Origin of the sequence: Ilyobacter sp. (assembly GCF_041583315.1) — a bacterium.
In the GTDB taxonomy this organism is placed as follows: domain Bacteria; phylum Fusobacteriota; class Fusobacteriia; order Fusobacteriales; family Fusobacteriaceae; genus Ilyobacter.
Genome location: NZ_JBFHGC010000060.1, coordinates 1 through 8,081, shown reverse-complemented (window position 1 = coordinate 8,081; position 8,081 = coordinate 1). Strand labels below are relative to the sequence as shown.

8 protein-coding genes are annotated in these 8,081 nt (G+C 33.4%); all 8 read right to left on the bottom strand.

The genetic code is table 11. From position 1 onward, the window contains the following. On the bottom strand, positions 1 to 1,629 hold a 1,629-nt coding region (locus tag ABZA26_RS03540; RefSeq protein WP_372713136.1), incomplete at its 3' end, for an FAD-dependent oxidoreductase. Positions 1,630 to 1,639: 10 nt separating this feature from the next. Next, complete coding sequence (arsB, locus tag ABZA26_RS03535; protein ID WP_372713135.1) at positions 1,640 to 2,707, bottom strand: ACR3 family arsenite efflux transporter; 1,068 nt, start codon at positions 2,705 to 2,707, stop codon at positions 1,640 to 1,642. Between the two features lie 116 nt (positions 2,708 to 2,823). Further along, the gene (locus ABZA26_RS03530) at positions 2,824 to 3,135 is read right to left on the bottom strand and encodes an ArsR/SmtB family transcription factor (RefSeq protein ID WP_372713138.1); all 312 of its coding nucleotides are present in this window, start codon (positions 3,133 to 3,135) and stop codon (positions 2,824 to 2,826) included. A 220-nt stretch (positions 3,136 to 3,355) separates the two neighbouring features. Then, on the bottom strand, positions 3,356 to 5,101 hold the full coding sequence (gene arsA / locus ABZA26_RS03525) for an arsenical pump-driving ATPase (protein WP_372713134.1): 1,746 nt from the start codon (positions 5,099 to 5,101) through the stop codon (positions 3,356 to 3,358). A gap of 39 nt (positions 5,102 to 5,140) precedes the next feature. Further along, positions 5,141 to 5,509, bottom strand: coding sequence for an arsenite efflux transporter metallochaperone ArsD (gene arsD, locus ABZA26_RS03520; RefSeq protein WP_372713133.1), 369 nt, complete (start codon positions 5,507 to 5,509; stop codon positions 5,141 to 5,143). 67 nt (positions 5,510 to 5,576) lie between these two features. Continuing rightward, complete coding sequence (locus tag ABZA26_RS03515; RefSeq protein ID WP_372713132.1) at positions 5,577 to 5,897, bottom strand: hypothetical protein; 321 nt, start codon at positions 5,895 to 5,897, stop codon at positions 5,577 to 5,579. 622 nt (positions 5,898 to 6,519) lie between these two features. Then, the gene (locus tag ABZA26_RS03510) at positions 6,520 to 7,392 is read right to left on the bottom strand and encodes an IS3 family transposase (RefSeq protein WP_372713137.1); all 873 of its coding nucleotides are present in this window, start codon (positions 7,390 to 7,392) and stop codon (positions 6,520 to 6,522) included. 71 nt (positions 7,393 to 7,463) lie between these two features. Beyond that, positions 7,464 to 7,739 carry a transposase gene (locus tag ABZA26_RS03505; RefSeq protein WP_319369998.1) on the bottom strand — a complete coding sequence of 92 codons (276 nt, stop codon included), beginning with the start codon at positions 7,737 to 7,739 and terminating at the stop codon, positions 7,464 to 7,466. Positions 7,740 to 8,081 lie beyond the last annotated feature (342 nt).

Sequence of the window (8,081 nt, the reverse complement as noted above, 5' to 3'; positions counted from 1 at the left end):
TTTTTTAGTTTGAATTACATAATTTTTATAACCACCTGAAAGATTGTAGCAATCAAATCCTAGGTTTAACATTACATTTTGAGCGGCATTTCCTGTAACACCCTTGTTACAGTGAACTACATATTTCTTGTTTTTGTCGAGGTCCAGAGCCTTTGTTCCCAGCTCTCCAAGAGGGACATTAATTGCACTTGGAATATGAGCTGCATCATACTGCTTGCTGGCCCTTACGTCAATAACTGTATACTCATGACTGTTATCCACTAACTCTTTTACTGTTATTATTTTATTTTTTCCATATATGGCGTTATCAAGTATCATTCCTGTATACATTACAGGATCTTTCGTAGTGGAAAAAGGTGGTGCATAAGCAAAGTCCATATGGAAGAATTCATCTATAGTAGCTCCCGTACTCATAAGGGCTACAAATACATCCATTCTTTTGTCTACACCATTTTCTCCTAAAATCTGAACTCCTAGAAGTTTTCCGCTTTTTCTGTCTGCTACAGCTTTTATTATCATCTCTCTGCTTGTTTCAAAGTATGCCGTATGATTAGGCTTTATGTTGTGGACAACTTCCACATCATAACCTCTTTCTAATGCCTGTTCCTCTGTCATCCCTGTAGATGCCACTGCCATATCAAATACCTTAAATATACCAGTGCCGAGAATACCTTTAAATCTGAGATTTCCTCCTGTAATAATATCTCCACAGATTCTTCCCATCTTATTTGCTGTAGAGCCAAGAGGAACATACATAGGTTCCCCGTTTATGATCGACCAGGACATAGCTACATCCCCGACAGCATAAACACTGTCAATGTTTGTCTCTAACTTATGATTTACTTTTACAGCTCCGTTTGGATATACTTCTACTCCCATGTCACTTGCAAGTTTAGAATTTGGCTTTACTCCTGTACAGACAACTACAAAATCAGCATCTATTTTTTTACCGGTTCCTGTTTCCACTGATTTTTCATCTATCTTGACAACCTCTTCTCCCAAAAGAAGATCTACCCCCTTTTTCAAAAGGTATTCCTCAAGATACACTGCCATGTCTTTATCCATCTTTGACATAGCTCTGTCTTCTCTTTCTATTACGGTTACTTCTATTCCCAGGTTTTCCAGGTTCTCCAGAAGCTCTAAGCCGATATATCCCGCTCCTACAATAACTGCTTTTTTAGGAGAATTAGCGGCAATAAAACTAACTATATTATCTGCCGATTTGACATTTCTAAGAAAAAACACATTTTCTCTTCCAATCCCCTCTATAGGCGGCGTTATAGGAGAAGCACCTGTAGCTATTACCAGCTTATCGTAGCTGTCCTCAAACTCTTCTCCTGTTGCAAGGTCTTTTACAATAAGTGTTTTTTTATCTTTATCTACAGATAACACTTCATGACCTGTTTTTAAACTCATATTAAATCTTTTCTCAAACCATTTATCGTTTCTTGGGGTAAGAACATCTCTTTCTATTGTCTCATCTCCAATATAATAAGGAAGTCCGCATCCCGAATAACTAATGTCACTGTCTCTTTCGTATACTGTTATTTCACATTCCTCATTATTTCTTCTGGCTTTTGCTGCTACAGATGTTCCTGCTGCTACAGATCCAATTATTACAATCTTCATTGTTCCCCCTTTATACAGACCTTTCTGCAATAACTTCTTTTACTTCAAAACTTTTTCTTGTAGAATTTGAGATTTTAACCAGAACTAACATAACCGGTACTTCTACCAAAAGTCCTACTACAGTTGCCAGGGTAACTCCCGAGTTGATACCAAATAGTGCTATGGCCACTGCCACTGCCAGTTCAAAAAAGTTACTAGCTCCTATCATAGCTCCCGGAGAAGCTATCTCATGGGGCATCCCCCATTTTTTAGCCCAAATATATGCTATGAAAAATATAAGGAACGTCTGGATAGTAAGCGGTACTGCAATTAGAGCAATATCCATAGGGTTGGTAAGTAGCTTATCACCTTGGAATGAAAATATAATAATAAGTGTCAACAGCAATCCTATCATAGTACTTTTATCGAATTTTTTTACAAATGTGTCTTCCAAGTAATCTAGTCCTTTGCTAGCAACTACGTATTTTCTTGTAGCCCATGCTGCAATCAGAGGAGTTACCACAAATAAAACTACGGATAAAAGCAGAGTTGCATAAGGTACTGTAACATTGGAAACGCCCAGTAAAAATCCTACAATAGGAACAAATGCTACCAGCAGTATCAGGTCATTTACTGCTACCTGTACCAGAGTATAAGCAGTATCACCTTTAGTCAGTTTACTCCATACAAATACCATCGCTGTACAAGGTGCTGCACCTAGTAGAACAGCTCCAGTAACATATTCGTCTGCAAGCTCTGCAGGAATAAGCCCGCTGAATATTCCCTTTAAAAACAATACCGCAAGGGCATACATTGTAAAGGGTTTAATTAACCAGTTTATACTAGTGGTTATAGTTAGACCCTTCAAGTTTTTAGTAGCATCAACTATACTTTTAAAATCAATCTTCAGCATCATAGGATAGATAATCAGCCATATCAGTATTGCTATGGGCATAGAGATGTTAGCATATTCCAATTTACCCAAGGCGATTGGGAACTGTGGAATATATTTCCCTATTGCTATACCTCCTATCATGCACAAGATTACCCAAACAGTAAGGTATTTTTCAAAAAAATTAATTCCTGTTTCCTTTTGCATCTTTCTCCTCCTTGTATGAATAAATAATCATATTTGTTTATAAAAAAATATAACTACAATGAAAATATGGCTGTAAAACTATATATTGGATAATACACTCATTAAAAACATATACATCAGCATTCAGTACATTCAGTATTTTTCAGATCCTCTAAAAATATTTTCCCAGTAAGTCTTGTCTCTAAAATTTCCTTTACAAAGTGATTTTCTTCAAGGAACTCTTCAGATATTTCATAATCGACCCACTGAGACCTTTTTTTTCCTATAATTACTCCTGCTTTCTTTAATTTATTAAGATGTCTTGAAAGATTTGATTGGTTCAGTCCCAATATGTCTTCTAGAACACAAACACAGGTTTTATTCTTATTATGCAGTATATTTAATATTCTCATTCTGTTGATGTCTGAAATTAATTTCAATATATCCATTATCTCCAAAGATCTTCCTCCTCCGTTATATGACTATTAAATCATATTACCTTTTTTTTTCAGAATAGTCAAACAATTTTTAATAATTTTATCAAATAGATCTCTGCTCTGGAGATGCTGTAATAGGTCAAATAGTTTTCTTATATTTATTACTAGTTGCAACATAGAAAAAGGTCTCCATACGGAGACCAGTATAGTTATCATATGAATTCTTTTATAATTATTTCCCAATTAAATCTAAGATTTTGTCACCTTTAACATCATAGGGACTCCAAGATATAACTGCAAAATTCCCTTTAGAATGTGATTCTATTTTATTAATCCACTGAACTTCATTGCTTGCTTTTGCTTTCAGAGTTTTATTTGTTGTATTGGTGGTAAAAAGTGAAGAATTAATTATCCACCATTCATTATGTATCCCAGCACGTTTCAAATCTTCTTCTAAACGCATAGCTTCATAAACAGGTGTCGCTTCTGCAAGAGTAATAATCAGAACTTCAGTTTCCTTATCATTACGAAGTCTTGGAAGAAGTTTTTTTACAGATTCTGGAACATCTCCTTGGGAACGTTCAATTTCTTTATGATAACTTTGCGTGGAGTCAAGGAGTAATAATGTATGTCCAGTTGGTGCAGTATCGATAACAACAATTTCATTTTCAGATTTTTCTACTACATTTGCAAAGGCTCTGAATACAGCAATTTCTTGCGTGCAGGGGGATTTCAAATCCTCTTCTATGTACAAAATATCTTCTTTTGACATTGTCTCTTTGGCTATGGCTAACACTTCAGACTTATATCTTTCAAGTTCCTCTTTTTCATTGATGTAGCTTAAAGTAATGCCTTCTTTTTCCTGGATAACAAACTTAAGGTGTGCTGCAGGGTCTGTCGTAGCAAGATGCACCTTGGCACCTTTTTCTGAAAGTCCTAACGCAACTGCAGCGGCAATAGTTGTTTTTCCTACTCCGCCTTTCCCCATAGTGAAAATAACTTTTTTACCAGAAGAATATAAATTATCAATTATTTTATTCAAGTTAGGGATATTGCTGACACTTAGCTTTTCCTCATAAACAATGAAATCATCCGCAGATAAAAACGATCTAATATTCTTTAATCCAACAATGTTATACGCCCTGAGAGGAATTTTATAAGTTGTAAGCTCCTGCAAACTTTCAGAAAAATCCAAAAGACTGTTTTGCTGTTTATCATATAGGCCTTTGGAAACATTATCATCATAAGTTGAAAGTATACCGTTTATAATTAATATTTGGTTATTTACACCAATCTCACGAAGTTCTTTAGACGCTCTTTCAGCTTCTTTCAAAGGAAAATGCTCAGGACGTGCCACGAGAATAAGTGTTGTTAATTTGTCGTCAGATAAAGTTTCCATGGCTTTCTTGTACATTTCTCTTTTGCTCTCAAGCCCCGAAAGCTGTCCCAAGCAAGATGCACCTTGTGCATTTCCACCTATAAAGTTAGTCCAAGCAGATGGTAACTGTAACATCCTTAATGTATGTCCAGTAGGGGCTGTGTCGAAAATTATATAGTCGTATTCCATTTGTGATTTTTCATCTGTAATATAGTATGCAAATTCATTGAATGCTGCAATTTCTACAGTACACGAGCCTGACAACTGCTCCTCCATATTTTTAAGGACCGCATCAGGAAGTTTACCTCTGTATACAGCGATAACACTTTCTCGATACTCAGCTGCAGCTTGAATAGGATCAAGATTTGCTACTTTAAGATTTGGTATGCCTTCTATTGGAGTTCCTTTGTTTGTAAGTTCAGTCCCAAATACATCCTGTAAATTTGAAGCAGGATCAGTACTTATTAATAATACTTTTTTTCCGTTATCCGCAAGAGTTACAGCAGTTGCACAAGCTGTAGAAGTTTTACCTACACCGCCCTTTCCTGTATAAAACAAATATTTCGTAAGCGAGATATCTGTCGGGTTAAATATATTCATAATAATTCATCCTCTCTACCTTCAAATGTGATAAGTTTATTAGCAATTTCCATTGGAACAACAACAATTTCCAGATTTTTTTTGTTCCTGCTCCAATAAATCTGATTTTATCTCTAATAGTTTTACTAACTCCTCATTGCTTGGATATCGCCCACTTATGACAATTTCATCATTTAAAAGTGTGATCGGTAAATTATCTACACCGGTGTTATTTATAAACTCGTTTACAATTTTGTTATCAACAAACTCCTGTGGTGAACTTGACAAATTAAAACGATTAATTTCAACTCCATTTTTTTTTAACGTAGATAAAACAGTAGATATCCTAAGTAATTCTGAATCTATACTAGCTCCACATATCCCGGTAGAACAACACATAGCACTTTCAAAAATCTGCATTTTTTTCATAGTTATTTCCTCCAAATCAATTTTAATAGTTTATTTTATATTCTTCATCTTACAAAATTTAACATTTCTAAATATGGATCCAGTTCGATGCTATTTCTGCATAACTGTTATTAGTTATTTTTTCTCCTTTAGAGGTCCAATTTGCTGCTATTTTTACATAACTGTTATGATTTAGCTCTCTTTCATTTCCGGTCCAGTTTGCTGCTACTTTTGCATAATTATTATGATTTAGTTCTTTTCCCATACTGGACCAACTTGACGCTATTTTTGCATAATTTTTATGAGTATCTACACCTTCAAAATTTCTGACTAGTAAAATGCTAATGATAAAAATTAATCCACCTAATGCACTTAATACAACTCTAGTTTTCCTCATTATTGATTTCATCTTTCATTCCCCTTCCTATATGATTAAATAATCATATATTTGATTAAAAAAATAATCTCTGATGCTTCTTTAAATTAAAATATTCTGTTCTGGCATTCTGAATTCCTTTTTCTGCAACTTTATAATTATGTACTGTTGAAAATTTTCAACTAAATAAATAACCAGATTTAATATTTTTATTAAAAGATAGCTATTTTTATTTTACATTACTTTATAATCATATACCTTTCTTTTACCAAAGTCAACTTTATTTTTAATTTTTTTTATACAAGATATAAACGCATTCTCTGTATTCCATTATAACCAAGGTCTAAGTGTAATATTTGCACTTGGACCTTTTTTGATTTCTAAAAAAAGGCATTCCAAAATGGTTACTAAAATTACAGTATTATTGGATACTAAAGCTCATATAACTGATGTTTCGCACTTGACCTTAAATACTTGCGTTAATTTTTTAATTGCATCTTCAAAAAATAATAAAATATAAATACTCTAAGGATAAAATATACCTTTTTTTTAGTTTTGATAAATTTTGTAAAAAAACTTTTTAATCCTTTAGCTCGTCTTCCATGTAGCGGTTTGACCCCCTAATTCTTGGACTTATTTCTTTATTTTGCGCGTTTTACGCTGCTACTTTAAATTCCTCTGATTCTTTTCCTTTGTATTTTTCATAGAATTCCTGTGGAGTCATATATTTTAAACTTCCATGAATTCTTTTTCTATTATAGAAATCTATAAATTCCTGCATCTCTTCATAGGCTTCTTTAAAACTTTCAAAATACTTGTAACCAAAAACTTCCCGCTCTAAAATACTATGAAATGACTCTATATGAGCATTCTTATTAGGAGTAGCATTGGGGATTCTCTCATGATTTATTCCTAGAGCTCTGCAAGTTTCTGAAAACAATTTGCTGGTAAATTGGGACCCGTTGTCACTTCTAATATAGAGATCCTCAGGTATGATTTCTAATCTCCTGTTCACAGCTCTAATTAAAGAGTTGCAAACATCTTCTGCAGTACAGGAGAATCCAATATGGTAATCAATTATACTTCTATCAAAAACATCGATAATTTCACAAACATAAAATACCCTTCCGATTCCATGGATATATCCATATTTCACATCTATTTCCCATAATTTATTTGATGATTGGACCTTTTTATTTGTAGCTAAAACCTTTTTTTCTTTTGGTTGAGGTCGATATTTTCGGAGAAGCTTTAATTCTTTACATAACCGATAAGACTTCTTATGATTAAGGATTATTCCCCAATCTCTTTTAACTGCATGAGCTCTCTTTCGATATCCATATGCACATTCTCTGGTTTCATCATAACTTTTTAAAAGTTCTTTGATTTTATCATCTGAAACTTTTTCATTTTTAAAATTAAAGCTATATCCTTTAGGCTTCGCGCCTGCTCTTTTAGGTTTTACTATTTTATATTCTTTCTGTTTATCTTTGTAATAGTAGTAAGTAGACTTAGGTAACCCCACTATCCTCAGGACTAAGGAAGGTTTATTCCCTACATCAATACAATATTTTGCTACTTGATACTTAAAAATAGTGGTTACATCTTTTTTAACATATCCTTCAAAATTTTAATTTCAAGATCTTTTTCAGCAGAAATTTCTTTCAGTGCTTTATTTTCAGCCTCAAGGGTTTTATTAATTTTACTTAAATCCTTATGTTGACCCGATTCTTTCTGAGAAAGCTTTTTTTCCCACCCTCTGATGGTACTTTCAGCCAGATTATACTTAGCTGCCACGGCTCTTCTATTCTTAGCTAGTTTAACTTCTTCTAATATTCTTTCTTTTTCTTCCATAGAGTATCTTCTTCTAGTCATCTCTTTGCTCCTTAATATTGATTTAAATATATTATATATTAATTCGCGCAAGAGTCCAAACTGGCTAAGGGGCAATAAAGGCAGGAAGTAACATAATCGACAAATTCATTCAGTTGCATAATACAAAAAAGAATTTTTAAACATGCATTAGAAGATAAATGATAAGGTATAATTTAATGATTGAAAATTAAAAGATAAAATAGTATCATTCAAACATGCATAAAAGCGCTTTTAAGCATATGTTATTAAGGGAGGTTTTATCATTATGAACAAACAATTTGCAATAGCTCTTGGAGAGTTTTGGCATGTAGGGTCTGCACTTATCATTGTAATAGCAGTGAT